Here is a 23,869-nt window from a genome sequence, read left to right on the forward strand (position 1 = left end):
AACCGAAACAGCGGCGTTTAAGGAGCGCGACACACGTTACACACCTGTGGACGCAGACTGAGCAGCAGCGCGGCCACGGCCAGCACGATCAGCACCGCCCCGTAACCGTCGGTGGTCGCCAGCAACCCGAAGCTGCGCGCAATGTGTCCGGCAAGCAACGCCGGCAGACAGAACGCCAGATAACTGAGCACGTAATAAGCCGACATCAACCCGGCCCGTTCATGCGGCAAAGCCAATGGCACCAAGCTGCGTACCGCACCGAGGAAGCCCGAACCGAAGCCACAACCGGCGATCAGCGTGCCGAAGAAAAACAGCGACAGACTGGCGCCATGCACGCCGAGCAGAATCAGAATCAGCCCGACCGGCAGCAAACCTGCACCCAAGCGCAACGCCTGATTGGCCGGACGCTTGCGCATCGTGAAGATCATCAGCGCCCCGGTCACGGTCAGCGTCGCGACGGTCGCGCCACCGATCAGATTGGATGTCGAGCCAGTGGCCGTGCGGACCAACGAAGGCGCCAGCGAGGCGTAAAAACCACCGAGCGCCCAGGTTGCAGTGTTCAATGGCAACACCCGCCACAAGGTTGAACGCGCTTGCACTGGCACATGCAAGGTCGGTCGCAACGACGCCCACGCCCCGCGCTGGCGCGAGACGCTTTCCGGTAAACACCAGACATACAGGCCCTGCAACACGAACAAGGCCAACAGCAACCAATAGGTCAATTGCAACGGTGCGGGCGCGTATTCTGCGAGCAAGCCACAGCCCAAACCGCCCAGAGCCATACCCAGTAAAGGCGCGACACTGTTGATAAGCGGCCCCTGCTGGCGGTCGGTATCGAGCAATGTTGCGCTCAGAACAGCCGTGGCCATGCCGGTCGCGAAACCTTGCAACACCCGCGCGCTGATCAACAACGCCACGCTATCGGCGTAGATGAACAGCAACATGGCCAATGCATTGAGCAATACGGCGGTGAAGATCACCGGTCTGCGGCCCAAGTGGTCGGAAAGCGAACCCACCGTCAGCAACGCCGCCAATAGACTCAAGGCATACACAGCGAAAATCAGCGTCAGCATCGCCGCCGAGAAGTGCAACTCAATCTGATACAGGTGATACAACGGCGTCGGCGCGGTGGAAGCGGCGAGAAAACTGAGTAAGGTGATCGCCAGAAACCACAGGCTGGAACGGTGGGAAGCGATGTTATTCAAGGCGCTGGTCATGGGCACACTCCGCAAAAGCTAATTTTTCGCTTTTGCGGAGTGTGCTACCGCCCAGCGCTTAAAGCAAATTCTTTGTGTTAAGGTCTGCCGCATGGCTATTAAAGAAGGTTTACGCCCCGGTGGTCGCAGTGCCCGGGTGCAAGAGTCGATTCATTCGGCGGTCAACGCTTTGCTGCAAGAGCAGGAACGCTCCACCGTGACCGTCCCGCAAATCGCCGCCCGCGCGGGGGTCACGCCGTCGACGATCTATCGGCGCTGGGGCGATCTGGCGGCATTACTCGCCGACGTCGCCCTCGCCCGCATGCGCCCCGACAGCGAACCGGCAGAGACGGGCAGCCTGCGCGGCGACATCCGCGCCTGGGCCGAGCAGTATCTCGACGAGATGAGTTCAGAGGTCGGGCGCAACATGATGCGCGACGTACAGGCGAGCGCGACGCCTGGCTATTGCGTGACGATCATCGGTGCGCAGTTGCAGACCATTGTCGATCGCTATCCGCACGAGAAAACGCCGAGTGTTGATCGCTTGATCAATCTGGTGGTGGCGCCGGTGGTGTTCCGGATTCTGTTTTCGGCGGCGGCGCTGGAAGTTGATGAGTTGCATCGTCTGGTCGATATTGCGCTGCGTCTGGACTGACGCAAGCTTTGATGCAGGAGCTGACGAGTGCAACGAGGCTGCGTTCCTTTGATCTTCACATCAACATCAAAAGATCGCAGCGTGCCGCAGCTCCTACACGATTGCGCGCCGGGCAGTGTCAACGCACAAACGCAACGATCCATGCCTGCGACACCCCGCCACGCCACGACCTTGGTCGACACTGACTAACCGCCTCTCGCATGCGAGACTGTCCGCCCGGGCAGGAGTGCCCGGCGTCTTTTGTCGGGAGTGCTGCATGTCGTTGTCCACCGGGCTGATCGCCGTCGTTGCCCTGGCCTACATGGCCATCATGTTCGCTATCGCCTTCTACGGCGACCGTCGCAGCACACCGTTGCCGCCGCGCGTGCGTGCCTGGGTATACAGCCTGTCACTGGCCGTTTACTGCACCAGTTGGACATTCTTCGGCGCGGTCGGTCAGGCGGCGGAACAACTGTGGTCATTCCTGCCGATCTACCTCGGGCCGATCCTGCTGCTGGTCGGCGCGCCGTGGGTCCTGCAGAAAATGGTGATGATCAGCAAACAGGAGAACATCACCTCCATCGCCGACTTCATCGCCGCGCGCTACGGCAAATCGCAATCGCTGGCGGTGGTCGTGGCGCTGATCTGCCTGGTTGGCGTGTTGCCTTATATTGCCTTGCAGCTCAAAGGCATCGTCCTCGGCGTGAACCTGTTGATCGGCGCCGGCGCCGATGCCATGGGCACTCGCGCTCAGGACACCGCGCTGATCGTGTCGCTGGTGCTGGCGTTGTTCACCATCGTTTTCGGCACGCGCAACCTCGACGCCACCGAACACCACCGAGGCATGGTGCTGGCGATCGCTTTCGAATCGCTGGTCAAGCTGTTCGCCTTTCTCGCCGTCGGCGCCTTCGTCACGTACGGCCTGTATGACGGTTTCGACGACCTGTTCAATCAGGCGATGCTCGCCCCGCGCCTTGAAGCCTATTGGAAAGAAACCATCAACTGGCCGTCGATGGTGGTGCAGACCGGCGTGGCGATGATGGCGATCATCTGCCTGCCTCGGCAATTTCACGTCACCGTGGTGGAGAACATTGATCCGCAGGATCTGCGCTTGGCGAAATGGGTGTTCCCGGCCTACCTGGCTCTGGCCGCACTGTTTGTCGTCCCGATCGCTCTCGCCGGTCAGATGATGCTGCCCAGCCACGTGCTACCCGACTCGTTCGTGATCAGCCTGCCGCTGGCCCAGGCCCATCCGGCGCTGGCGATGCTGGCGTTTATCGGTGGCGCATCGGCAGCGACCGGCATGGTGATTGTCGCCAGCGTTGCGCTGTCGACCATGGTTTCCAACGACATGCTGTTGCCGTGGCTGCTGCGTCGTAATAACGCCGAGCGCCCGTTCGAAGTGTTCCGCCAGTGGATGCTCTCGGTGCGCCGGGTGAGCATCGTGGTGATCCTGCTGCTGGCCTACGTCAGTTATCGCTTGCTTGGCTCGACCGCGAGCCTGGCGACCATTGGCCAGATTGCCTTCGCGGCGGTGACGCAACTGGCACCGGCGATGCTCGGCGCGTTGTACTGGAAACAGGCAAATCGCCGTGGCGTGTTCGCCGGTCTGGCCACTGGCACTTTCCTCTGGTTCTACACGCTGGTGTTGCCGATTGCCGCGCACAGTCTCGGTTGGTCGCTGACGAGTTTCCCGGGGTTGGCGTGGCTGCACAGCAATCCGCTGAACCTGCCGATCACACCGTTGACCCAAGGCGTGGTGTTGTCCCTGGCTGGTAATTTCACGTTATTTGCCTGGGTCTCGGTGCTGTCGCGCACGCGGGTTTCGGAACATTGGCAGGCCGGGCGCTTTATCGGCCAGGAAATCAGCGAGCGGCCTAATGCTCGTTCGATGCTGGCAGTGCAGATCGACGATCTGCTGCAACTGGCGGCACGTTTTGTCGGCGAAGAACGTGCGCGGCAAAGCTTCATTCGTTTCGCTTACCGCCAGGGCAAAGGCTTCAACCCCAACCAGAACGCCGACAGCGAATGGATTGCCCACACCGAACGCTTGCTCGCCGGTGTTCTTGGCGCTTCTTCGACGCGCGCCGTAGTAAAGGCCGCCATCGAAGGCCGGGAAATGCAGCTGGAGGACGTAGTCCGAATCGCTGACGAAGCCTCGGAAGTGCTGCAATTCAACCGCGCACTGCTGCAAGGCGCGATCGAAAACATCACGCAAGGCATCAGCGTGGTCGACCAATCGCTGAAACTGGTGGCGTGGAACCGGCGTTATCTGGAGCTGTTCAACTACCCCGACGGCCTGATCAGCGTCGGAAGGCCGATTGCCGACATCATTCGCTACAACGCCGAACGCGGTTTGTGCGGCCCCGGCGAAGCGGAAGTGCACGTTGCCCGGCGTCTGCACTGGATGCGTCAGGGCCGTGCGCACACTTCCGAACGGCTGTTCCCCAATGGTCGAGTGATCGAACTGATCGGCAACCCGATGCCCGGCGGCGGTTTCGTCATGAGTTTCACCGACATTACCGCGTTCCGCGAAGCCGAACAGGCGCTGACCGAGGCCAACGAAGGGCTGGAACAACGGGTCAGCGAGCGCACCCAGGAACTGTCGCAACTCAACGTCGCACTCACCGAAGCCAAGGGCAACGCCGAGGCGGCCAACCAGTCGAAAACCCGCTTCCTCGCCGCCGTCAGCCATGACTTGATGCAGCCGCTGAACGCCGCGCGTCTGTTCTCCGCCGCCCTCTCCCATCAAAACGAAGGCTTGAGCGCAGAGGCGCAGCAGTTGGTGCAACACCTCGACAGCTCACTGCGTTCGGCGGAAGACCTGATCAGCGATCTGCTGGACATCTCGCGCCTGGAAAACGGCAAGATCAACCCTGATCGCAAAGCGTTCGCCGTCAATGAGCTATTTGACACCCTCGGTGCCGAGTTCAAAGCGCTGGCGCAGGAGCAGAAACTGACGTTCCGCGTGCGGGGTAGCCAATTGCGCATCGACAGCGACATCAAGCTGCTGCGGCGGATTTTGCAGAACTTTCTCACCAACGCGTTCCGCTACGCCAAAGGCCCGGTGCTGCTGGGCGTGCGCCGGCGTGGCGACGAATTGTGTCTGGAAGTCTGGGATCGCGGCCCGGGTATTCCGGAAGACAAGCAGCAGGTGATTTTCGAAGAATTCAAACGCCTCGACAGCCACCAGACCCGCGCCGAGAAGGGCCTGGGCCTGGGGCTGGCGATCGCCGACGGCTTGTGCCGCGTGCTCGGGCATACCTTGCGCGTTCGCTCATGGCCGGGACGCGGCAGTGTGTTCAGCGTGACGGTGCCCATTGCCCGTACGCAAACGCCTCCGGCAAGTGCCACCGTGGAACTAAACGGAAAACTGCTCAGCGGCGCGCAGGTGCTGTGCATCGATAACGAAGACAGCATTCTGATCGGCATGAACAGCCTGTTGAGTCGCTGGGGCTGCCAGGTGTGGACGGCGCGCAACCGCGAAGAATGCGCGGCGATACTGGCTGAAGGCGTGCGGCCGCAACTGGCGCTGGTCGACTATCACCTCGACCACGGCGACACCGGCACAGATCTGATGGCGTGGTTGCGCACGCGCCTGGGCGAACCGGTGCCCGGCGTGGTCATCAGCGCAGATGGGCGCCCGGAGACCGTGGCCCAGGTGCACGCGGCGGGACTGGATTATCTGGCCAAACCGGTGAAGCCGGCGGCGTTGCGGGCACTGTTGAGTCGGTATTTGCCGCTGTAGAGGGTGCTCTTGCAGACGCCTTCGCGAGCAGGCTCGCTCCCACAGAAAAGCAAAAGCAAAAGATCGCAGCCTTCGGCAGCTCCTACACAATGAGCGCAAGCTCGAGTGCTTTTGATCTTGATTCACCGGCGACGTCGGAAGGCTGAGTAGAGGGATTGATCCGGGCGTGGGAGCGCAGCGACCGTCTGGCGCAGCCAGACACAGCGCAAGGAGGTGCAGCGAAGCAAACCGTAGCCGCTGCGCCCGGATCGATCTCGGAGCGAAGGAACCCGAGCCTGCGAGGGCCGAACGCAGGAGCTAGCGTTTTTTGCTTATTTTTTTTCTGGGCCGGCATTCCGGGCGCTTGTAAAAAAGTAACTCGCCGTCAGGCGAAACCGCCAGCGGCCACGACCGCAGCAACGGATATGCCCCCAATCAGCCAGAAAAAAACGAGCCTGTGAATTTTACTCAGGCAACTCAACCAACCCATCAACGTCCGTCATCGCCCGCTCCAGCAGATCCGCCGGCAAGCTCTTGCTCGCCCGCGCACCGAGCAACTTCAATTGCTCACTACGACTGACCAGATTGCCGCGCCCTTCTGTGAGCTTGTTACGCGCTGAGCTGTAAGCCTTGTCCAGTTGCTGCAGACGATTGCCCACTTCGTCCAGATCCTGAATAAACAACACGAACTTGTCGTACAGCCAGCCCGCGCGCTCGGCGATTTCCCGGGCGTTCTGGCTCTGCCGCTCCTGCTTCCACAGACTGTCGATCACCCGCAGCGTGGCCAGCAACGTGGTCGGGCTGACAATCACGATGTTGCGGTCAAAAGCTTCCTGAAACAGCGACGGTTCAGCCTGTAACGCCGCGGAAAATGCTGCCTCAATCGGTACGAACAGCAAAACGAAATCGAGGCTGTGCAAGCCTTCCAGACGTTTGTAATCCTTACCGGCCAGGCCTTTGACGTGATTGCGCAGCGACAGCACGTGCTGTTTGATTGCGATCTGCCCGAGGGTGTCGTCATCTGCCGCAACATATTGTTGATAAGCGGTGAGGCTGACCTTCGAATCGACCACCACCTGCTTGTCGCCGGGCAGGTAAATGATCACATCGGGCTGGAAGCGCTCGCCATCCGGGCCTTTGAGATTGACCTGTGTTTGGTACTCGCGACCCTTTTCCAGACCAGCGTGCTCAAGAACGCGCTCGAGGATAAGTTCGCCCCAATTGCCCTGGGTTTTCTGGCCTTTGAGCGCGCGGGTCAGATTGGTCGCTTCGTCGCTCAAACGCAGATTCAACGCCTGCAAACGCTCCAGCTCCTTGGCCAGCGAGAAACGCTCGCGGGCTTCAGCCTGATAGCTTTCTTCCACGCGTTTTTCAAAGGACTGGATGCGCTCTTTCAACGGATCGAGCAACTGTCCGAGCCGTTGTTGGCTGGTTTCGGCAAAGCGCTGCTCGCGTTCATCGAAGATCTTGCCGGCCAGTTCGGCGAACTGTGCACGCAACTCATCGCGCGAGCCTTGCAGGTCGTTCAGGCGTTGTTGATGGCTATCCTGTTGCTCACGCAGTTCGGCGCTGAGTGATGCAGCGTGAGCGTCAAGACGGCGCAACTCAGCGTCCTTGTTGGCGCGTTCGAGGTTCCACGCGTGGGAAGCATCGCGGGCGTCATCACGCTCGATCTGCAGCAATTCGACTTCGCGCCGCAGGGCGGCAAGGTCTGCCTGCTTGGCAGCGTTGGCCTGGCCGAGGTCGGCAATTTCATCGCGGCTCGCTTCAAGCTGCGCGGTGAGGCCGTCCTGGGCCAGTTGCGCCATGGCCAGGCGCTCTTCGAGCAAGGCCAGATCGGCCTGGCCGCTGCTGGCCCGGCGTTGCAGTTGCCAGGCCAGCGCCAGCAGCGGCAACCCTGCTGCCGCAAGACCAAGCAATGCGCTGGTCAAGTCCATAGCCATAGCGACTCCTGCCAATCGGATAAAGCCTGAAGGTTAACCAAGGTGTCAGGCCTTGGACAGCTCAGTCTTCGATCAGACCGAGTTCCTGCTGCGCGCGTCGGTCACCGGCGCGCGCCGCCTGACGCAACAACTCCTGACCGATACGGCGGTCACGGGCGTTACCGCATTCACGACAAATCAACTGGCCGAGGCGGCTTTGCGCGGCGACAACGCCTTCCCGGGCCGGTTGTTTAAGCAGGCGCCCGGCAAGATGCTTGGCGCTCGGGCTGTCGCTCAGGCGCGGCGCATCGAGCAGCCATTCAGCCACGCGCACGGAAAAACGCTTGGGGGCGGTAACGGAGGACGGGTTGGAGGTGACAGAGTCTGATACTGAGCGAAACTTCATAAAGCACTGCGGGACAGATCGGAAGGCGCGCCACTTTACTCTCTTTTTCTTACAGGTAAAGTCGAAAAAAACCCGGCACGCCCGTCCTAGAGCAAGCGCTAGGGACAATCCACAGAAGCTGTGGATAAGTCAGTGGACAACCGCCTTCCAATCCTCGCAAAGCCTTATGGAATGGGGCTCGCAGTCAAACTGACGATTTTTTCACCAACAAAAAAAGGCGATATTTTTCATTGACTTAAACTTTTCATACAGGCAGCGGCTGGAGTCAGGATCGATGTGACAGTTGCGTTACGCTCCGCGCACCCAATGTGCACAAGTACCTGCGAGCCGGTTATATGCATGCGCTTTTTCGGGTCGTTTTGCTCGCTTATCAATGGTCAAGAGCGCTTATCAAAATACGGGCGCCGACGGATGGTCAGACCCGACCACGCCCATTCGTCCTTTTTTTAAGCTGGAGTTTGCTTCGCCAGAAAGGATCCGTTACTATCCGCGGCGTTAGTACCAAGCTGAAAGTCAATTCCGGTCGAACATCTCCCACGGTCAACTTCCAACAGGAAGCCAGTGACGAAAAAAGCGAGAACGACCCCTCGATGGTTTCCAGGTAAATCTTGCGACAACGCTGCCTTTGAATGAAAGCAAAGGGCGTTGCGAAGACCACTTACTCTGACCGAACCAACCTGCAAATTGATCAGGATCTTCACCCCGGGCCCAGAACCTTTGCCCTCGCTGTGATGCCTGTCCTCCTAAGTACCTACCTGCCAGCCCAAGCGCGCTCATTTATCAGCGCTTCAAACTGGCTGCTTTGTTCCAGTCGGGTTCTTCGTTTGATCAATGGTGATCAACGTTACTGGAACGTTTTAACGTTGCACGGTTCTTATCCGTGTCATTTGTAGGAACACCTAATAACTATGTCTACTCAAATCCAGACTCAGGATGCCATTCGCACCCTAACCAACGCTTTTGCTCCAATGAACTGCCTGATCATGGCCGCTCGCAAAGGCTGCTTCAGCTTCACCGTGGTCAATGAACACGGCATTGCTCGTCACAGCGAGCGTTTGTACCCCGATCAATACTCCAGCGCCGAACCGCTGCAGGCCGTGATCGAGCGTACACGTCAGGCACTGGTTGCCTGAAAGCCGAACAGGCTGCAAAAGCAAAGCCCTGCTGCAAAGCGGGGCTTTTTATTGCCTGATATTTCACTGTTAGCGCTGCGCTTCTAAGCATGTTCCGATCTAACGCCAGGAAAGCAATGGCACAAATATTTTAAAAACAAACCTTTACACGCTGAATATGACACTACACTTCAACTCAAGCGGCGTGACCCGCTTGCGGCGAGCCTGAGTCGATCCACTGCTGCCAAAGCCCCCTTCAGGACTCGCCCCCAACAACAAGAACCGAGGGTGTTATGGGTATCGCTGCCAGCGAACTGTGCCGCTATGTGATCCGTCCCACATTGATCTATCTGGGACGCCACTGCGCAACCGCCGAATCCCTGCTGCTGGGTATCGCTGCCAGCCAATCCGCCCTAGGCTCTGCCCTGCATGACCGCCGTGGCCACGGCCTCTACCGAATCGCCGAGCATCGCCACCAGGCGCTTTGGGATGATTACCTGGCGCTCGATCCGGAGCGCGCCAGCCTGGTGCGCGGCCTCGCCAGCCAGCATGCGTTTCTCAGCGGCCCGCATCTGGAACTGACCGTCAACCTGCGTTACGCCACTGCCATCGCCTGGCTGCTGGTGGAAGAACAGAACCCCACCCTCCCCGCGCCGACCGACCTGCTCGGCATGGCGCGCATCTGGCGCCAGACCTTCCAGCCGCAAGGCCGTTTGCGCGACTTCACCTATGCCTGGCAAACCTGTGTTTCACCGCTGAATCAGGTCGCTTGCTGACCGGGCGGTTTCACAAGTTCTCGCATCAGGCCGGCATTTTGGTCGGATTGTCCTACAAAACCGCTCTAACTCAAGGCATTCAGGCTATAGCGCTGCGACGAAAATGTTGGTAATTTTCGCCCCGGTGATCACCAGGAGTTCTAATAATGAAAAAAGTCATGCTCAAAACCACCCTTAGCCTCGCCGTTACCCTTGCCTCCACACACATCTTCGCGGCAGGTTTTGCCCTCAACGAACAAAGCATCAGTGGGATGGGGACTGGTTTTGCCGGGCGATCTTCTTCTGCCGACGACGCAAGCACTGTTTATGGCAACCCGGCCGGCATGGCGCGCATCAAGCGCGAACAGGTCACCGGCGGCGTCGCCCTGGTCGACGCGCATACCGATATCAGCGATACCAGCTCCAGCCCTAATGGCGGCAGCAACAAGGGCGACATGGTGCCCCTCACCGCCGTACCGATGGGCTTTTATGTAAAACCGATCGATGATCACTGGGCATTCGGTCTCGGCGTGTATGTACCGTTCGGCCTGATCACGGATTATGAAAACGGCTTCGCCGGCCGTTACTTCGGCAGCAAATCCGAAGTGCAGGTCATCACCTTCCAGCCGACCGTCAGCTACGCCTTCAACGACAAGGTATCGATCGGTTTCGGCCCCACCATCAACCGCATCGACGGCTCGCTGGAATCCAACCTGTCGATTACCCAGGCACTGCCGGATGGCAAGGTCAAGATCAAGGGTGACGACACCGCGCTGGGCTATAACGTCGGCTTGCTGGTCCAGGCCACCGACACCACGCGTGTGGGCCTGACTTATCACTCCAAAGTCGACTACAAGCTCGAAGGCAACACCAAGGTCAATTACAACGCGCTGGCGCTCGTGGGCGTTGGCGCAAGTCAGAAGTACGACGCTTCGCTGAAGATCACCACGCCGGAATCCGTGGACCTGTCGGTCACTCAGGCGATCAACGATCGCTGGAATGTCTACGCCGGTACCACCTGGACCCGCTGGAGCCAGCTGGACAAGATCACCGTGAAGAACTCCGGTGTGCAGCCTCTGCTTGCCAGTCAGTTCGGTACGATCAATGAAGACCAGAACTGGCATGACTCGTGGGCCTACGCCGTGGGTACCTCGTATCAGCTGAACAAGGAATGGGTACTGCGTACCGGCCTGACCTTCGACCAGTCGCCAACCAATAACGAAGACCGCTCGCCGCGCATCCCGACTGGCGACCGCACCATCTTCAGTATCGGTGCCGGCTGGAGCCCGACCGACGACCTGACCATCGACGTCGCGTACTCGTACCTGAAAGAAGAGTCGGTCAACATTCGCAACGAAAACAACCGTGGCCAGACCTACGATGCCAAGTATGAAAACTCGGCTAACGGCTTCGGTGTCGGCGCGACTTACCGCTTCTGATGCACCTTGGCGAGGTTAACCCCTCGCCCCCGAAAAAGCCCCGCTCTCTTCGCAGAGGCGGGGCTTTTTCATGTCTGAAATCCGTACAACGTGCAGGATCATCACAAGGCGTCAGGGCTTCAGCGGTTTCGACGCGATTGCCTTCTCGATCGCGGCGATAAACTCGGGGTCATCCGGTTTGGTCAAACTGGAAAAACTCGCCACCACCTTGCCCTGCCGGTCGACCACGTACTTGTAGAAATTCCACTTCGGCGCATTGCTTTGCGCGGCCAGCACCTGGAACAGATGGGTGGCGTCGTCGCCGCGAACTTTCTGCGGCTCGGTCATGTTGAAGGTCACGCCGTAGTTGGCGTAGCAGACCTTGGCCGTTTCCGCGCTATCCTTGGACTCCTGCTTGAAGTCATTTGACGGCACGCCAAGCATTTCCAGCCCTTGCGCCTTGTAGCGTTTGTTCAGCGCTTCAAGTCCTTCGAACTGCGGGGCGAAACCGCAGAAGCTGGCGGTATTGACTACCACCAGTGGCTTGTCGGCGTACTGCTTGCACAGATCGATGGATTCCTTGGCGCGCAACTTCGGCAGCGAGCCTTGCAGCAGCTCCGGACATTCGCCAGCCTGAGCCAGACCAGTCAAGGCCATCAGCAACGCGGGAACAGCACACCAGCGCATCAACATGTCGAAATCCTTAGGCAGTCATCAAGGTTTCGACGTTACTCGCCACGCTGCCATCTAGCAAATGCTCATGCCCAACTGCATCAGCGCCAGACCGCCGCGCTGCCAGCCCCACCACACCAGCGCCAGCAGCGCCGCCGCCAGTGCGGCAATGGCGAACCGCGTGCCGATCCGGCTCATGCTGCGCTCGCCGCAGCTTGCAGCCGCGCCACCGGACGCTCGCGCACCGGCCAGTTCAGCGCTGCCGCCAGCAGGCTCAAGACAACCGCTACTTGCCAGATCAATTCATAACTCCCGGTCCGGTCGTACACAACCCCGCCCAGCCAGCCCCCCAGGAACGAGCCGAGCTGATGGAAAAGAAAGACGATGCCACCGAGCATGGACAAATTGCGCACGCCGAACAAGGTTGCCACCGTACCGTTGGTCAGCGGCACCGTCGAGAGCCACAGGAACCCCATGGCCATGCCGAACAGATACGCCGACGTGGTCGTCACCGGCAACCACAGGAACAGCACGATCACCACTGCGCGCAACAGATACAAGGCAGTCAGCAGGCGCGGTTTGGACATGCGCCCGCCGAGCCAGCCGGCGGTATAAGTACCGAAGATGTTGAACAACCCGATCAACGCCAGCACTGTGGTGCCAACGGTCGCTGGCAAATGCTGATCAACCAGATACGCCGGCAGATGCACGCCAATGAACACGACTTGAAAGCCGCAGACAAAAAAGCCGAACGCCAGCAGCCAGAAACCGGAGTGCGAGCAAGCTTCGCGCAGCGCTTCGGAAAGAGTCTGTTCATGGCCAAGCACCGGCAGCGGTTTGTCCTTGAGCATGCTCACCAGCGGCACGATCATCGCCACCAGCAGGCCCAACACCAACAGCGCCGCCGACCAGCCGAGCCAGCCGATCAACCCGAGAGTACCCGGCAACATGGCGAACTGGCCGAACGAACCGGCGGCGCTGGCGATACCCATGCCCATGCTGCGTTTGTCGGCCGGTACGGCGCGACCGACGACGCCGAGGATCACCGAGAACGAAGTGCCGGACAAACCGATGCCGATCAACAGGCCGGCGCTCAATGACAGGCTCAGCGGCGAATCGGCCAGACCCATGCAGACCAGGCCCAGCGCATACAGCACACCGCCAATCAGCACCACTTTCGCCGCACCGAAGCGGTCGGCCAGCGCGCCGGTAAACGGTTGCGCCAGGCCCCAGATCAGGTTTTGCAGGGCGATGGCAAAGGCAAATACTTCGCGCCCCCAGCCGAATTGCGCGCTCATTGGCGACAGGAACAGACCAAATCCATGGCGCACACCCAATGACAACGCCAGGATCAGCGCACTCCCCAGCAACACCCAACCGCACGTACGCCACATCGTTGTCATTATTGTTCTCCAGTCGCGGGTATATACCCGCTTGGGCTCGAGCAAACTGGCGTCAGGCCAGTTCGTCGAGCAGTTTGAGCAAGGTTTCGCGCTTCTCGACACCGAGACGGTCGATCAGCCGCTGTTGCGCCGCTTCCCACGCCGGCAATGCCGCCGCCAGGCGCTGCACACCGGTTTCGGTGAGACGCACGATGCGGTTGCGCATGTCCTCGCCTTCGGCCAGCGCCACCAGACCTTCGCCCTCGAGCACGCGCAAATTGCGCCCGAGCGTGCTGCGATCCAGGCCCATGGCCTCGGCGAGTTCGGAAATGCTCGGCTGCTCCAGGCGCTGCAGATTGCACAGCAGAGAATACTGGGCAACGTTGATCCCGAAGCCGTCGAGAGCGCCGTCGTAATGCCTGCTGACGCCACGCGCGGCGCGACGCAGATTGGTGCACAAACACTGAGAAGGAAGCATGATGCGTGTATATACCCGCGACTGTGTTAAATCAAGTTACAGATGACCACACCCATAACATTTGTGGTGCCTGCTCGCGAAGAGGCCAGCATCATCAGCGCAAATCTTTCAGACCAAAGCGAGGCCGACCAACACCCCCATCTCCAGCAATTCCAGCAATGCCCCCGCCGTGTCCCCGGTAGCCCCGCCCAACCGCCGCATCATCATCCGCCGCAGCCAGACAAACACACCCAGCGAAATCAGCACCGCGCCGAAGCCGGCGATCAGCGCGCATCCCAAGGCACTCAACCCCAGCATCCACCACCCCGCTTTACGCGGCAGATGATCGGCCAGCGCCTGCCCCAAACCACCCGCACGCACATACGGCGTAGTCAGAAACAACCCCAACAGCCCCGCTCGCCCAAGCACCGGCACGATGATGAGCGCCAAGGTATGCCCTTGTTCGATCAGCGCCAGCAGTGCGGCGAATTTCAACAACAACACCAGCACCAGCGTGACCACCGCAATCGGCCCGCTGCGTGGATCCTTCATGATCGTCAGCGTGCGCTCGCGATCACCGAAGCCGCCGAGCCAGGCATCGGCGCTATCCGCCAGGCCATCGAGATGCAATGCGCCGCTGAGCCATACCCACACAGTCAATAACAGTGCCGCATGCAGCAACAACGGAGCGCCGGATAACAACAGATGCATCGCATAGAGGACCAGCCCGAACAACAACCCCACCAGCGGATAAAACAGCAACGACCGCCCCAGCTGTTGCGGTTCGGGCATGCCCGGCAGGCGAATCGGCAGGCTGCTGAGAAACTGCAAGGCGATCCACAGCGGCAACATGTCAGTAACCTTCCTTGAGCATGCCGTCAGCCGCGACGGTCAGTGCGAACAGTGCGCCGTGGCCGACTTCTACATTGAGCAACTGCTCGCGCGGCAGCCCTCGCGCCTGCGTGAGCAACAAGCGCATCACGCCGCCGTGGCTGACCAGCAGAATCCGCTCACCGGAGTAGGCCGCGTGCAGACGCGACACCGCCGCCAGAACCCGCGCGGAAAACTCGCTGACCGGCTCACCCTGCGGTGGCGTAAATCCATAGGGATCAGCCCAGAACAGCCCCAGCGCTTCGGCATCCGTTTCCATCAACGCCGCCGCGCTCTGCCCTTCCCACGCGCCGAAATGCAGCTCTTGCAGATCCTTGTCCAGATGCACCGACAGGTTCAATTGCTCACCGAGTTCGGCGGCGAAGCGCGCGCAACGCTGCAATGGCGAGCTGACAATGCGATCCCACGGCCCGCCTTCAACCACCGCTGCACGCATCTGCGCCCAGCCGTTTTCGGTCAGCGCGTCGTCGAGGCTGCCGCGCAGGCCGCCGCCCAGTTCCGTTTCACCGTGGCGCAGCAGATCCAGGCGCAGGCTCATGCCGGGCGATCCGCTACGGCCGCTTCAGCGAACGTCGCCATCTGCCCGTGCAGGTCACAAGCCAGGCGCAACAACGGCACTGCCAACGCCGCGCCACTGCCCTCGCCCAAGCGCAGGCCGAGCTCCAGCAACGGTTCAGCGCTGAGCGTTTCCAGCACATGGCGATGGCCCGGCTCGGCGCCGCGATGGCCGAACAACAGCCACTGGCGACAGGCCGGATTCAGGCGCACCGCGACCAGCGCCGCGACCGTGCAGATGAAACCGTCGACCAGTACCGCAATGCCTTCCTGCGCGCAGGCCAGATAAGCGCCGACCAACGCGGCAATCTCGAAACCGCCGAGGTTGAACAGCGTCTGCAAGGCATCGCCACGCTGCGCACCATGCAACGCCAGCGCGCGTTCGATCACTTGCGCCTTGCGACTGACGCCAGCGGCATTCAGCCCAGTGCCCGGACCGGTGAGGTGCGCCACCGGGCAATCGAGCAACGCGCAGGCCAGCGCGCTGGCGGCGGTAGTGTTGCCGATGCCCATTTCGCCGCCGATGAACAACTGCGCACCGGCAGCCTTGGCGCGTAACACGCTGTCGCGGCCCGCCTGCAAGGCCAATTCGCCCTGGGCCGGATTCATCGCTGAGCCCTGAACGAAATTCGCCGTTCCCGGGCCAATGTTCATGTGCCGCACGCCGGGCAGATTCAGCGCTGGATTCACTGTGCCCAGATCGACCACTTCCAGTTGCGCGCCGAGTTGACGCGCCAGCACGCTGATCGCCGCGCCGCCGCTGACGAAATTGAGCAGCATCTGTCCGGTGACTTCCTGCGGATAAGCCGAAACCCCCTCCGACACCACGCCGTGATCGCCAGCGAAAATCGCGATCCAGATGTGCTCCAGCGTTGGCTTGGGCTGACCTTGCAAGCCGGCCAGTTGCACTGCCACCGATTCAAGGCGTCCCAGCGAACCGGCCGGTTTGGTCAATTGCTGCTGGCGCTCGGTCGCTTGCGCAACGATATCGGCATTCACGGATTTGCATGGGTTCAGCCACCAGGTCGGGCTCATAACGCAGGTCCTTTCAAAGTCAGGGGCAGGCCGGCGACGGTCAGCACAACTCGCTGACAGCGCTCGGCCAGAGCTTGGTGCAGCCAACCGGCTTCATCGACATAACGACGAGTCAGTTCGCCCAGCGGCACGACCCCCATTCCGGTCTCGTTGCTGACGAAAATGATCTCGCCTGGCAGCGCGGCCAGGCAGTCAATCAAGGCTTCACGCTCGGCGGCGAGACGTTCGGCGTCGTCGAGCATCAGCAGATTGGTCAGCCACAGCGTCAGGCAATCGACCAGCACGCAGCACTCGGCGCCAGCGGACTCGCGCAGCACGCGGGCCAGTTCCAGTGGCTCTTCAATCAATGCCCAGTCGGCCGGGCGGCGTGCGCGGTGATGGGCGACGCGTTGGTTCATTTCGCCGTCGAGCGGTTGGCTGGTGGCGATGTAGGTGACCGCCAGATGGCTGTCACTGGCGAGTTTTTCCGCCAGACGACTCTTGCCGGAGCGGGCGCCGCCGAGGATCAGTTGGAGCATGGGTTCATCCAAAAATGTGTGGTGAGGCAACCGGCCCCTTCGCGGGCAAGCCCGCTCCCACAGTTGATCGCATTTTCCTGTGGGAGCGAGCCTGCTCGCGAAAGGGCCAGCCCAGACAACTCAAATCCCGCAGAGCTGACGCAACAGCCCGGTATCCAGATGCTTCTCCACCAGATCCGCCAGCCGCTCGATATCGCGCTCGCGCAAGCCGTGGTAATCGACCTCCTGCACGTCGCTCAACCCGGCCCAGCGCAACAACGCCGCACTCGCCTCGGGGGATTCGAACAAACCATGCAGATAGGTGCCGAACACCTGGCCATCAGCACTCTGCGCGCCATCGCAACGTCCGTCGTCCAGTTGCACGGCCGCGTTTTCCAGCGCCAGTCCGGTGGTCACCCCGGCATGAATTTCATAACCGCTGACTGCGGCGTTTTCCAACACCAGCCGCCCGTGCACGTTGCGCAGTTGCTTCTCGGCTTCGAGTTGCGTTTCGAACGCCAGCAGACCCAGACCGGCGCTGGAGCCTGCAGCGCCTTCGAGGCCGAGCGGATCATGCACGTGCTCACCAAGCATCTGCAGACCGCCGCAAATCCCCAGCACCTTGCCGCCGTAACGCAGATGCCGATTGATTGCCGCGTCCCAGCCATTGGTGCGCAGATAAGCCAGATCACTGCGCACGCTTTTCGAGCCCGGCAGGATGATCAGATCGGCGGCAGGAATCGCCTGCCCCGGGCCGACGAATTGCAGATCGACCTGCGGATGCAGACGCAGCGGATCGAAGTCGGTGTGATTGCTGATGCGCGGCAGCACCGGCACCACCACTTTCAACACTCGCTCGGCCTTGTCGGTCTGGCGTTGGTCGATGCCGTCCTCGGCCTCAAGGTGCAGATCCATCACGTAGGGCAACACGCCCACCACCGGTTTGCCGGTGCGCTGTTCCAGCCAGTCGAGGCCCGGTTGCAGCAAAGCGATATCGCCGCGAAAACGGTTGATGATGAAGCCTTTGACCCGCGCCTGTTCGCTCGGTGAAAGCAGTTCCAGCGTGCCGACCAAATGGGCAAACACCCCACCGCGATTGATGTCAGCGATCAGTAGCACCGGGCAATCGACCGCCTCGGCAAAGCCCATGTTGGCAATGTCGCCGGCGCGCAGATTGATCTCCGCCGGCGAACCGGCGCCTTCGACTATCACCAGCGGATACGCCGCGCTGAGCCGCGCATGGGAAGCGAGCACCGCTTGCATCGCGATGGCCTTGTAATCGTGATAAGCGACGGCATTCATCGTCGTCACCGCGCGGCCATGAATGATCACTTGCGCGCCGGTGTCACTGTTGGGCTTTAGCAGCACCGGGTTCATGTCAGTGTGCGGTTCAAGGCCGGCCGCTTGCGCCTGCACCGCTTGAGCGCGACCGATCTCGCCGCCGTCAGCGGTCACTGCGCTGTTGAGCGCCATGTTCTGCGGTTTGAACGGCACCACCGCCACGCCTTGGCGAGTGGCCCAGCGGCACAACGCCGTGACCAGCGTGCTCTTGCCGGCATCGGACGTGGTGCCTTGCACCATCAGAGTGGTCATGAATTGTCCTTGGCGAACGCTTGCAACGCCTGTTCGAGGCGCAGCTCTTGCGTGGCATCGGCAGGCAGGCCGAAACGCACACTGCTGTTGTGAATGAAGAGGCGCAGGAGGATGCCGCGCCGGGCGAGGAACTCGTGCAGCGCTTCGGCGCGCTCGGTGATCAGCCACTGAAACAGCGCGCAGCCACCCTGCGGGGCGAAGCCGCAACGGGTCAGCAGCGCCGCCAGCCGTTCGCTCGCTTCATCGCTGCGAATCCGCTGACGGGTATGACCCTCGGTGTCTTGCAGGCACGCCGTACCGAGCACCCGCGTCGGCCCGCTCACGGCCCACGGCCCGACCTGTTCGGCGAGCAGTTTGAGCAACTTGCGCTCGGCCAGCACAAAGCCGAGGCGCACCCCGGCCAGACCGAAAAACTTGCCGAACGAACGCAACACCACCAACCCGACCTGATGCGCATAGGGCGCCAAACTCAGTTGCGGCGTGTTGTCCATGAACGCTTCGTCGACCACCAGCCAGCCACCGCGTTGCGCCAACCGCGCATGCCAGTCGAGCAGGCGCGCCGGGGTCAGGCTCAGGCCGGTCGGATTGTTCGGGTTGACCACCACCAGCACATCGAGGCTGTCGAGAAAGAACTCGACTTCCTGCTCGAGCACTTCCCGGACGATATAACCGCTGCGCCGCCAGGCTTCGGCGTGCTCAGCATAGCACGGCGACAATACGCCGACCTTGCCGGCCCGGCGCAGGCGCGGCAGCAGCTGGATGGCCATTTGCGAGCCGGCCACCGGCAACACCTGCGCCGCGCCGTAGTAGTCGCAGGCAGCCTGCTCCAGTCCGTCGTCGGTTTCCGGCAGGCGTGCCCAGGCGCGCAGCGGGATCTCGGGGATCGGGAACGGCCACGGCGCGAGGCCGCTGGACAGGTCGAGCCAGTCGGCTTCGGCAATCCCGTAATCGAGTGCAGCCTTGCGCAACCGGCCACCGTGCTCAAGCATAAAATTGCGCCCCCAGGCAAAGCATCAGCAGCCACAACCATACGCCGCGCTGGACCAATTGCCAGCCACGGTCGATGGAATCGGCATCGGCCGGCGCACCTTCGCCCAGTTGCGGGCGCTCGTGCAGTTCGCCGTGATAGATCGCCGGGCCTCCCAGCTCGACGCCCAGCGCGCCGGCACCCGCCGCCATCACTGGGCCGGCGTTGGGGCTGTCCCATTTTGGCGCCTGGGTACGCCAGCACCTCAGTGCGAGTCGGGTTTTGCCCAGTAGCGCGTAGGTCAACGCCACCAGACGCGCAGGAATGTAATTGAGCACGTCGTCGATTTTCGCTGCCGCCCAGCCGAAACGTTCGAAGCGTTCGTTGCGATAACCCCACATCGCATCGAGGGTATTGCTCAGTCGATAGAGCACCACGCCCGGTGCTCCGGCGACGACAAACCAGAACAGCGTGGCGAACACCGCATCGCTGCCGTTCTCCAGCACCGACTCCGTGGCGGCGCGGGCAACGGCGTTGCTGTCGAGTTCATCGGTCTGGCGGCTGACCAGGTATCCGACGCGCTTGCGCGCCTCGTCCAGATCATTGGCGCGCAACGCCGCTGCGACCGGCGCGACATGTTCGCCGAGGCTGCGCATGCCGAGGGCGCAGTACAGCGCGAGAATTTCGACAATCCAGCCCACGTAAGGCGCCCAGGAAAATGCCGTGGCGAGCAAGGTCAGGGGGAGCACCGCGAGTACCCACGCCGTCACGCCATGGCTGCGCCAGCCACGACCGCCGGCGTTGAAGCGTTGCTCGATGCGCCCGGCGAAATTGCCGAACGCCACCAGCGGATGCCAGCGTTTCGGTTCACCGAGCAGCGCATCCAGCGCTACCGCGGCGACACTCAGCAACGCCACACTCATTGACTCACTCCCCAATAATTTTCGTACAGCAACTCGTTCAGCGGCCGCGCCTGCGCCCAGCCTTCAAGCACCAGCATCGGCGCCGGATAGAATTCCTTGACCGGGCCCAGACACAACACCGCCAGCGGCTTGGCACCGGCCGGCAACTTGAGCAAATCCGCCAAGGCTTGCGGTTCGAACAGCGAGACCCAGCCCATGCCCAGGCCTTCGGCACGGGAGGCCAGCCATAGATTCTGAATCGCGCAGGACAACGAGGCCATGTCCATTTCCGGCAACGTGCGCCGGCCGAAGATGTGCTTTTCGCGGTCGTCCATCAGCGCCGCGACCAGTACTTCAGCGCAATCGTTGATGCCTTCGACCTTGAGTTGCATGAACTCATCGCTGCGCTCGCCGAGAGCTTCGGCGGTGCGCACGCGTTCTTCTTCGACCAGATCGCGGATCTGCCCGCGCAAGCTGCGGTCGCTGATGCGGATGAAGCGCCAGGGCTGCATCAGGCCGACGCTTGGAGCTTGATGAGCGGCTTCCAATAAACGTCGCAGCAGCTGCGGTTCAACGCTGCCACCGGTGAAGTGGCGCATGTCGCGGCGTTCGGCGATGGCCTTGTAGACCGCTGCGCGTTCAGCTTCGGAGAATGTGTTGTCGGTCATGGCCTCTTCGCGAGCAGGCTCGCTCCCACAGGGGATCTCATTTCTTCAGGAAGCTCACCATTCAATGTAGGAGCGAGCTGGCTCGCGAAGACGGCCTCACGGTCTGGCGCAAACAACGCAGCAATCGCGGTCGGATTCGACGGGAAATAGAAGTGCACATAAGAAGCCGTCATCCGCCCCTCACGATAAACCGCCTCAGCGCCACGCCCGCCATTGGGGCTCAAGCCCCGGGCAATCGGCGCCAGCTCAGTGGTGGTGAGCGAATGATGATAGGTATGCCCTCGCAAAGAACCTTCCGGCAACTCGACCGCCTGCAACGCCAGCGCCGCAAGACGCTTCTGCATCACCGCATCGCCCTTGAGCAAACCAACCAGTTCAGCACGGGTGCCTTCGACATCAGTCAACGAATCGAGCAGATAAAGCATTCCGCCACATTCGGCGAGCAACGGCTTGCCCGCCGCATGGTGCGCGCGGATCGCTGCAAGCATCGAGGTGTTTTGCGCCAGCGCGATGTGATGCAGCTCCGGATAACCGCCCGGCAGATAGAGGCTGTCTGCGTCGGGCAATTGCGTGTCGCGGATTGGCGAGAAGAAATGCAGCTCGGCGCCCATCGCCCGCAGCAGATCGAGGCTCGCGCCATAGGTAAAGGCAAACGCTTCATCACGAGCCACGGCGATGCGCACACCCCTTAATAGAGGCTCGGCGGCGATGACGTCAGGCGCAGCGAATTCCACGGCCGGTGGCAGCGCGACCTGGCAGCTGCTGGCCAGCGCATCGGCGGCCGCATCGAGGCGTACATCAAGGTCATTCAATTCGCTGGCCTGGACCAGGCCGAGGTGGCGGCTCGGCAACTCGATGCCAGTCTCGCGAGACAGCGCGCCGTACCAGCGCAGTCCTTCGGTGAGGCTGCCTTCAAGCAATTGCGCGTGGCGCAAGGTGCCGACGCGGTTGGCCAGCACGCCAGCGAACGGCAAGTCCGGCTGATACTTCGCCAGGCCCAGCGCCAAGGCGCCGAAGGTCTGCGCCATCGCAGTGCCGTCGATCACCCCGAGCACCGGCACACCGAAATGACGCGCCAGGTCAGCGCTGGACGGCGTGCCGTCGAACAAGCCCATCACGCCCTCGATCAGAATCAGGTCGGCCTCGGCCGCGGCTTCCCACAACAACCGGCGACTTTCCTGCTCGCCGACCATCCACATGTCCAATTGATATACCGGCGCACCGCTGGCGCGCTCGAGAATCATCGGGTCGAGAAAGTCCGGGCCGCATTTGAACACGCGGACCTTGCGTCCCTGATTGCGATGCAAACGAGCGAGCGCGGCGGTGACGGTGGTCTTGCCCTGACCGGAGGCCGGCGCGGCGATCAGCACCGCCGGGCAGTGACGTGGTTGCTTCAAAGTTCGACGCCTTTCTGCGCTTTGATGCCGGCCTGGAAGGCGTGTTTGAGCATACCCATCTCGGTGACCGTGTCGCCCATCTCGATCATTTCCGGCTTGGCGCCGCGACCGGTGACGACCACATGCTGCATCGGCGGACGTGCCTGCAGATCACTGAGCACCTGATCCAGATCGAGGTAGCCATGCTTGAGCGCGATGTTCAACTCATCGAGCACCACCAGACCGATCGCCGGGTCGCGCAACAATTCGCGGGAGACTTCCCAAGCCGCGGTCGCAGCGGCGATGTCGCGCTGACGATCCTGGGTTTCCCAGGTGAAGCCTTCGCCCATGACGTGGAAACGCACCTGCTCGGGGAAGCGGCGGAAGAACAATTCTTCGCCGGTGCTGTTGCGGCCCTTGATGAACTGCACCACACCGCATTGCATGCCGTGGCCCATGGCGCGGGCGAGCATGCCGAACGCCGAGCTGCTTTTGCCTTTGCCATTGCCGGTCAGCACCAGTACCAAGCCACATTCGTCGGGCGAATTGGCGATGCGTTCGTCGATCACGGCTTTCTTGCGCTGCATGCGCGCCAGATGGCGTTCGTCGCGCTCGGGGGAATCGTTCATTGGGGAGCTCTCCGTTGAGGCTGGATAACGGCGGGCAGGCACAAGAATAGACGGCAAGAAGCCTGGCATCGCCCACCGTGATGCCGCTGAGATGGATCAGGCCGGTCTCCGGGCTCATGAGCGGCGTTTCGCCGGGCTGCGCGCCTTCCCGCTTCTTTCGAGGCAGTGGCTCAAGGCGCAGTTTTCACTCATTTACCGTTGCGGGGGCAGCGCCGGGATCGTCGTGGCTTCGCTTGAAGACCATCCTCACCGGCTTCCCTGTTTCACTCTGTCGACGCGGGGCCACAGAGCACCTGAAACAAGCGGCGAAGGTTAGAGGGTTGGGGGTGGAGCGTCAATTGAAGAGGTGCTTTGCGAGCGAATAACCGCCGCTGATCAATTGTGCAGCGGCAATCTTGTGCCAGACTGTGACAAATGATATCAAAGAGCCATGCTTTTCTCAAAAAGCCCATCACAATAATAAGGATGACGACGATGCAAGGCATGATCATCAGCAACCCGCGCCTGGAATTTCTGCGCCCGGTGCTGGAACGCTGGTTTGACTGTATCGATCGCTACAACAGCGTGCGCGGCGACAACGACACGCCGTACTGGCACGACGAAAAAGCCAACCTCGGTTTGCTCTCGGCAGCAGCATGGCTGGCCGAAATGGTGACCCTGAGCGACACGGCCACGCGCAAACAGAACGAAGAAGGCGAGCGTAATGCACGCGCTGACCTGCTTATAGCCGGCGCCGAAGATCGCGCGTTCATTCAGGCCACGCAACGCTGGCCACGGGTCAACAACCTCAACCTGACCCAGGCCCTGCTCGACATCACCGTTGATGCCAAGCGCATCAGCTACGCCAGTGATCTCAAGCTCGGCTGCCTGTTCGTTGCCCCGCAAAAAGCCCAGCACAGCGCCAGCCCCGAAGAACTGCAGGACATGGTCGACGACCTGCAAAAAGAGCACACCTGCGCGGTGGCCTGGTATTTCCCCTATGCCTATCGCAAATTGCACAACGACGCAGGCAACTATCACCCCGGCATCGCCGTGTTGCTCAAAGAAGCCCGCGGTTGAGCAGTTGAACCATCGG

23 protein-coding genes and 1 riboswitch are annotated in these 23,869 nt (G+C 61.4%); of the genes, 6 read left to right on the top strand and 17 right to left on the bottom strand.

The features are described 5' to 3' along the window. Nucleotides 1–17: 17 nt before the first annotated feature. A complete protein-coding gene (locus ACP7D9_RS03060) occupies nt 18–1,205 on the bottom strand; it encodes an MFS transporter (RefSeq protein WP_426156170.1) in 1,188 nt (395 codons plus the stop codon). 103 nt (nt 1,206–1,308) lie between these two features. Between ACP7D9_RS03060 and ACP7D9_RS03065 the strand changes: the two genes are divergently transcribed. Next, a complete protein-coding gene (locus tag ACP7D9_RS03065) occupies nt 1,309–1,851 on the top strand; it encodes a TetR family transcriptional regulator (RefSeq protein ID WP_426155620.1) in 543 nt (180 codons plus the stop codon). 256 nt (nt 1,852–2,107) lie between these two features. After that, nucleotides 2,108–5,578, top strand: a complete 3,471-nt coding sequence (locus tag ACP7D9_RS03070) for a hybrid sensor histidine kinase/response regulator (RefSeq protein ID WP_426155622.1) — start codon at nt 2,108–2,110, stop codon at nt 5,576–5,578. A gap of 443 nt (nt 5,579–6,021) precedes the next feature. Here the strand turns inward: ACP7D9_RS03070 and rmuC are convergent, their stop codons facing one another. Continuing rightward, nucleotides 6,022–7,386, bottom strand: coding sequence for a DNA recombination protein RmuC (gene rmuC, locus ACP7D9_RS03075; RefSeq protein WP_426156173.1), 1,365 nt, complete (start codon nt 7,384–7,386; stop codon nt 6,022–6,024). Between the two features lie 175 nt (nt 7,387–7,561). Then, nucleotides 7,562–7,885, bottom strand: coding sequence for a hypothetical protein (locus ACP7D9_RS03080; protein ID WP_101158721.1), 324 nt, complete (start codon nt 7,883–7,885; stop codon nt 7,562–7,564). Between the two features lie 908 nt (nt 7,886–8,793). Between ACP7D9_RS03080 and ACP7D9_RS03085 the strand changes: the two genes are divergently transcribed. The 3 genes from ACP7D9_RS03085 to ACP7D9_RS03095 all read left to right on the top strand — a co-directional run bounded on the left by ACP7D9_RS03085 (nt 8,794) and on the right by ACP7D9_RS03095 (nt 11,191). Beyond that, nucleotides 8,794–9,018 (top strand): hypothetical protein, encoded by a 225-nt coding sequence (locus ACP7D9_RS03085; protein ID WP_016773719.1) that lies wholly within the window; start codon nt 8,794–8,796, stop codon nt 9,016–9,018. Between the two features lie 272 nt (nt 9,019–9,290). After that, complete coding sequence (locus ACP7D9_RS03090) at nt 9,291–9,773, top strand: hypothetical protein (RefSeq protein ID WP_024012180.1); 483 nt, start codon at nt 9,291–9,293, stop codon at nt 9,771–9,773. Between the two features lie 146 nt (nt 9,774–9,919). Then, a complete protein-coding gene (locus ACP7D9_RS03095) occupies nt 9,920–11,191 on the top strand; it encodes an OmpP1/FadL family transporter (RefSeq protein ID WP_101158720.1) in 1,272 nt (423 codons plus the stop codon). Nucleotides 11,192–11,302: 111 nt separating this feature from the next. On the opposite strand, the gene ACP7D9_RS03100 is transcribed toward ACP7D9_RS03095, so the two are convergent. The 14 genes from ACP7D9_RS03100 to cobO all read right to left on the bottom strand — a co-directional run bounded on the left by ACP7D9_RS03100 (nt 11,303) and on the right by cobO (nt 22,794). Further along, nucleotides 11,303–11,863, bottom strand: a complete 561-nt coding sequence (locus tag ACP7D9_RS03100) for a glutathione peroxidase (protein ID WP_426155625.1) — start codon at nt 11,861–11,863, stop codon at nt 11,303–11,305. Between the two features lie 54 nt (nt 11,864–11,917). Further along, the gene (locus ACP7D9_RS03105) at nt 11,918–12,040 is read right to left on the bottom strand and encodes a hypothetical protein (protein ID WP_256589799.1); all 123 of its coding nucleotides are present in this window, start codon (nt 12,038–12,040) and stop codon (nt 11,918–11,920) included. Continuing rightward, a complete protein-coding gene (locus ACP7D9_RS03110) occupies nt 12,037–13,245 on the bottom strand; it encodes an MFS transporter (protein WP_426155627.1) in 1,209 nt (402 codons plus the stop codon). The genes ACP7D9_RS03105 and ACP7D9_RS03110 overlap by 4 nt, the downstream gene beginning before the upstream one ends. Nucleotides 13,246–13,297: 52 nt before the next feature. After that, nucleotides 13,298–13,702 carry a MarR family winged helix-turn-helix transcriptional regulator gene (locus tag ACP7D9_RS03115; protein WP_101158717.1) on the bottom strand — a complete coding sequence of 135 codons (405 nt, stop codon included), beginning with the start codon at nt 13,700–13,702 and terminating at the stop codon, nt 13,298–13,300. Between the two features lie 108 nt (nt 13,703–13,810). Next, nucleotides 13,811–14,533, bottom strand: a complete 723-nt coding sequence (locus ACP7D9_RS03120; RefSeq protein ID WP_426155630.1) for an adenosylcobinamide-GDP ribazoletransferase — start codon at nt 14,531–14,533, stop codon at nt 13,811–13,813. Between the two features lies 1 nt (nt 14,534). Next, complete coding sequence (gene cobC / locus ACP7D9_RS03125) at nt 14,535–15,110, bottom strand: alpha-ribazole phosphatase family protein (protein WP_426155632.1); 576 nt, start codon at nt 15,108–15,110, stop codon at nt 14,535–14,537. Beyond that, on the bottom strand, nt 15,107–16,162 hold the full coding sequence (cobT, locus tag ACP7D9_RS03130; RefSeq protein ID WP_426155634.1) for a nicotinate-nucleotide--dimethylbenzimidazole phosphoribosyltransferase: 1,056 nt from the start codon (nt 16,160–16,162) through the stop codon (nt 15,107–15,109). The genes cobC and cobT overlap by 4 nt, the downstream gene beginning before the upstream one ends. Next, nucleotides 16,159–16,680, bottom strand: a complete 522-nt coding sequence (gene cobU, locus ACP7D9_RS03135; protein WP_101158713.1) for a bifunctional adenosylcobinamide kinase/adenosylcobinamide-phosphate guanylyltransferase — start codon at nt 16,678–16,680, stop codon at nt 16,159–16,161. The genes cobT and cobU overlap by 4 nt, the downstream gene beginning before the upstream one ends. Before the next feature lie 120 nt (nt 16,681–16,800). Then, nucleotides 16,801–18,252, bottom strand: a complete 1,452-nt coding sequence (locus ACP7D9_RS03140; protein WP_426155636.1) for a cobyric acid synthase — start codon at nt 18,250–18,252, stop codon at nt 16,801–16,803. Beyond that, nucleotides 18,249–19,241, bottom strand: coding sequence for a threonine-phosphate decarboxylase CobD (gene cobD / locus ACP7D9_RS03145; RefSeq protein WP_313005970.1), 993 nt, complete (start codon nt 19,239–19,241; stop codon nt 18,249–18,251). The genes ACP7D9_RS03140 and cobD overlap by 4 nt, the downstream gene beginning before the upstream one ends. Next, the gene (cbiB, locus tag ACP7D9_RS03150; protein WP_426155638.1) at nt 19,234–20,142 is read right to left on the bottom strand and encodes an adenosylcobinamide-phosphate synthase CbiB; all 909 of its coding nucleotides are present in this window, start codon (nt 20,140–20,142) and stop codon (nt 19,234–19,236) included. Before cbiB ends, cobD begins: the two co-directional genes overlap by 8 nt. After that, entirely contained in the window at nt 20,139–20,789 is a 651-nt protein-coding gene (gene bluB, locus ACP7D9_RS03155) for a 5,6-dimethylbenzimidazole synthase (protein WP_101158709.1), read from the bottom strand. Before bluB ends, cbiB begins: the two co-directional genes overlap by 4 nt. Then, on the bottom strand, nt 20,786–22,186 hold the full coding sequence (locus ACP7D9_RS03160; RefSeq protein ID WP_426155641.1) for a cobyrinate a,c-diamide synthase: 1,401 nt from the start codon (nt 22,184–22,186) through the stop codon (nt 20,786–20,788). The genes bluB and ACP7D9_RS03160 overlap by 4 nt, the downstream gene beginning before the upstream one ends. Beyond that, nucleotides 22,183–22,794, bottom strand: a complete 612-nt coding sequence (cobO, locus tag ACP7D9_RS03165) for a cob(I)yrinic acid a,c-diamide adenosyltransferase (protein ID WP_101158707.1) — start codon at nt 22,792–22,794, stop codon at nt 22,183–22,185. The genes ACP7D9_RS03160 and cobO overlap by 4 nt, the downstream gene beginning before the upstream one ends. A gap of 82 nt (nt 22,795–22,876) precedes the next feature. Continuing rightward, nucleotides 22,877–23,106, bottom strand: a riboswitch (cobalamin riboswitch). 162 nt (nt 23,107–23,268) lie between these two features. Between cobO and ACP7D9_RS03170 the strand changes: the two genes are divergently transcribed. Beyond that, nucleotides 23,269–23,853 carry a hypothetical protein gene (locus ACP7D9_RS03170; protein ID WP_101158706.1) on the top strand — a complete coding sequence of 195 codons (585 nt, stop codon included), beginning with the start codon at nt 23,269–23,271 and terminating at the stop codon, nt 23,851–23,853. Nucleotides 23,854–23,869 lie beyond the last annotated feature (16 nt).

The sequence above is a fragment of the Pseudomonas sp. TSRC2-2 genome (genome assembly GCF_049897785.1).
GTDB lineage: Bacteria > Pseudomonadota > Gammaproteobacteria > Pseudomonadales > Pseudomonadaceae > Aquipseudomonas.

Bases quoted from the DNA above. Each gene is read 5' to 3' on its own strand.
- ACP7D9_RS03065 (WP_426155620.1), top strand. From the start codon at position 1,309: ATGGCTATTAAAGAAGGTTTACGCCCCGGTGGTCGCAGTGCCCGGGTG.
- ACP7D9_RS03070 (WP_426155622.1), top strand. From the start codon at position 2,108: ATGTCGTTGTCCACCGGGCTGATCGCCGTCGTTGCCCTGGCCTACATG.
- ACP7D9_RS03080 (WP_101158721.1), bottom strand. From the start codon at position 7,885: ATGAAGTTTCGCTCAGTATCAGACTCTGTCACCTCCAACCCGTCCTCC.
- ACP7D9_RS03085 (WP_016773719.1), top strand. From the start codon at position 8,794: ATGTCTACTCAAATCCAGACTCAGGATGCCATTCGCACCCTAACCAAC.
- ACP7D9_RS03090 (WP_024012180.1), top strand. From the start codon at position 9,291: ATGGGTATCGCTGCCAGCGAACTGTGCCGCTATGTGATCCGTCCCACA.
- ACP7D9_RS03095 (WP_101158720.1), top strand. From the start codon at position 9,920: ATGAAAAAAGTCATGCTCAAAACCACCCTTAGCCTCGCCGTTACCCTT.
- ACP7D9_RS03100 (WP_426155625.1), bottom strand. From the start codon at position 11,863: ATGTTGATGCGCTGGTGTGCTGTTCCCGCGTTGCTGATGGCCTTGACT.
- ACP7D9_RS03105 (WP_256589799.1), bottom strand. From the start codon at position 12,040: ATGAGCCGGATCGGCACGCGGTTCGCCATTGCCGCACTGGCGGCGGCG.
- ACP7D9_RS03110 (WP_426155627.1), bottom strand. From the start codon at position 13,245: ATGACAACGATGTGGCGTACGTGCGGTTGGGTGTTGCTGGGGAGTGCG.
- ACP7D9_RS03115 (WP_101158717.1), bottom strand. From the start codon at position 13,702: ATGCTTCCTTCTCAGTGTTTGTGCACCAATCTGCGTCGCGCCGCGCGT.
- ACP7D9_RS03120 (WP_426155630.1), bottom strand. From the start codon at position 14,533: ATGTTGCCGCTGTGGATCGCCTTGCAGTTTCTCAGCAGCCTGCCGATT.
- cobC (WP_426155632.1), bottom strand. From the start codon at position 15,110: ATGAGCCTGCGCCTGGATCTGCTGCGCCACGGTGAAACGGAACTGGGC.
- cobT (WP_426155634.1), bottom strand. From the start codon at position 16,162: ATGAGCCCGACCTGGTGGCTGAACCCATGCAAATCCGTGAATGCCGAT.
- cobU (WP_101158713.1), bottom strand. From the start codon at position 16,680: ATGCTCCAACTGATCCTCGGCGGCGCCCGCTCCGGCAAGAGTCGTCTG.
- ACP7D9_RS03140 (WP_426155636.1), bottom strand. From the start codon at position 18,252: ATGACCACTCTGATGGTGCAAGGCACCACGTCCGATGCCGGCAAGAGC.
- cobD (WP_313005970.1), bottom strand. From the start codon at position 19,241: ATGCTTGAGCACGGTGGCCGGTTGCGCAAGGCTGCACTCGATTACGGG.
- cbiB (WP_426155638.1), bottom strand. From the start codon at position 20,142: ATGAGTGTGGCGTTGCTGAGTGTCGCCGCGGTAGCGCTGGATGCGCTG.
- bluB (WP_101158709.1), bottom strand. From the start codon at position 20,789: ATGACCGACAACACATTCTCCGAAGCTGAACGCGCAGCGGTCTACAAG.
- cobO (WP_101158707.1), bottom strand. From the start codon at position 22,794: ATGAACGATTCCCCCGAGCGCGACGAACGCCATCTGGCGCGCATGCAG.
- ACP7D9_RS03170 (WP_101158706.1), top strand. From the start codon at position 23,269: ATGCAAGGCATGATCATCAGCAACCCGCGCCTGGAATTTCTGCGCCCG.